Genomic DNA, 2,179 nt, shown 5'->3' on the forward strand with positions numbered 1-2,179 from the left:
AGCAGCCGAAGAAGCCCGCGATGTAGTCCAGCCCCGGCGGGTACAGCAGCAGCACGCGCTCGCCTTGCGCGCCTCGCTCTCGCAGCGCGGAGGCAATCCGCCGTGCTCGCACGTCCAGGTCGGACGCACTCCACACGGTCTCTTCACCGTCATCACCCAGGAATGTGTAGAGGGGCGCCCGGGCGGACGGATTTTGGGCAAGCTTCAGCAGTACGCCAGGAAGGCATTGAGAGAGGTCGGTCACGGGGGGGCCGTCCAAGTGTCGAAAAATTTCGACACTTCATAGCAGCCCGACTGCTCAATCCCGTAGACACCCCCGGTAATGAATCACGGGAGGCCTTGCCCTCAGGCGCGGCCGAACAGCCCCTTCAACCACCCCATGAAACCTTTCTGCTTTGACACGATAGCGACGTCCGGCGCCGCCTCCTGAACAACGGGCGGAGCCGCCGCCACCTTGCGCGCCGCCGGAGCCGCGTTTCCCGGTGTCACGACCGGAGGCACCGGCGCCGGAGCGGGCTCCTCCTGCGCCAGCCGAGCCTTCACCGACTCCGGCGTATCACGGGTAGTGAACGTGCTGACGACCTCGCGCCCCGTGGTGCCTTCCTTCGCGGTCACCTTGAGCAGCGATTCGTTGTTCACCTCGAACGTCACCGACACCTGCACCGCGCCGCGAGGCTTCTTCGGCAGGCCCGCGAGCCGCAGCGTGCCCAGGTATTCATTGTCCTGCGCGCGGTCGGAGTCGCCCTGGAAGACGGTGAGCTCCAGCTCCGTCTGTCCGTCCCGGTGCGTGGAGAGCGTGTAGCTCTTGGCCGCCGGCAGCGACACGTTGCGCTCCAGCACCGGCTTGAAGCGCCCACCCGGCAGCCCCACGCCAATGGCCATGGGCAGCACGTCGATGAGCACCACGCCTTCCATCTGTCCCAGGCTGTGCGCCAGGAGCGCCGCGCCCAGCGCCACGGCCTCGTCCGGGTGCACGCCCTTGCTGGGCGGCCGGCCGAAGAACTTCGTGATCTTCTCGTGCACCAGCGGGAAGCGGCTCTGCCCACCGACGAGGATCACCTCGTCGATGTCCGTGGGCTTCAGCCCCTTGGCCTGGAGAACCTCCTCGCAGACCTGGACCGTGCGGTCCACCAGCCCCTCCGTCAGGGCGATCAACTTCTGCCGCGTGAGCGTGACGTCCAGGTCGTACGGCTTGTTGTCGATCATCGTGATGAAGGCCACGTGCACCCGCATCTCGGAGCGCTCGGACAGGGCGCACTTCGCCCGCTCCGCCGCGTCGTTGATGCGCTGCAGGGCCACCCGGTCCCCCTGGAAGGCGCGGCCCGTCTGCCGCTGGAACTCCTCCAGGAGGTACTCCACGATGGCGTTGTCGAAGTCGATGCCGCCCAGGAACGTGTCGCCGCCGGTGGAGATCACCTCGTAGACGGTGTCGTGCAGCTCCAGCACCGACGCGTCGAACGTGCCGCCACCCAGGTCGTACACCAGCACGCGCTGGTTGAGCTTCTTGCCGTAGCCGTACGCCAGCGCCGCCGCCGTGGGCTCGTTGAGGATGCGCTCCACGTACAGGCCCGCGAGCTTGCCCGCCTCGCGCACCGCGTGCCGCTGGTTGTCGTTGTAGTAGGCGGGCACCGTGATGACCGCTCGCGAGATGATCTGGCCCAGCTGGTTCTGCGCCACCTCACGCACTTCGCGGAGGATCAGCGCGGAGATCTGCTGGAGCGAATAGATGCGGTCACCCAGCCGCACCGCCGCCTCGCCGGCCTGGCCCGCGGCGATCTCGTAGTGAAAGCGGCCCTTGATCTGCCCCACGATGGGCGACGCGTACGGCCGGCCCACCAGCCGCTTGGCGCCGTACACCGTCTGGCGCGGGTTGGTGAGCATCTGCCCCTTCGCGGGGTGGCCCACCACCAGCTTGCCGCGCTGGTTGAACGCGAGGATGGAGGGCACCGTGTTGTGGCCCTCGCGGCTGGGCAACACCCCGGGCTTGTTGCCGCGCACGAACGCGGCGCACGAGTTCGTCGTCCCCAGGTCGATGCCAATCACCGGCCCCGTCCGGGGCGGCTCGTCGATGGTCAGCCCCAGCGCGGCATCCGTCACCATCTCCAGCGCGGGCGCGGCGGCAGCGGCCGGGGAGTCCATCCGGGCCGAGGCGCCGGGGACCGCGGCCACGGCCCGGATG

2 protein-coding genes are annotated in these 2,179 nt (G+C 68.7%); both read right to left on the reverse strand.

From position 1 onward, the window contains the following. On the reverse strand, positions 1-244 hold a 244-nt coding region (locus tag D7V77_RS41685; protein ID WP_147452348.1), incomplete at its 3' end, for an AMP-binding protein. Positions 245-345: 101 nt separating this feature from the next. Then, the coding region (locus D7V77_RS41690; protein ID WP_120581693.1) for an Hsp70 family protein at positions 346-2,179 on the reverse strand (1,834 nt) is incomplete at its 5' end.

The sequence above is a fragment of the Corallococcus sp. CA041A genome (genome assembly GCF_003612075.1).
GTDB classification, from domain to species: Bacteria; Myxococcota; Myxococcia; order Myxococcales; family Myxococcaceae; genus Corallococcus; species Corallococcus exiguus.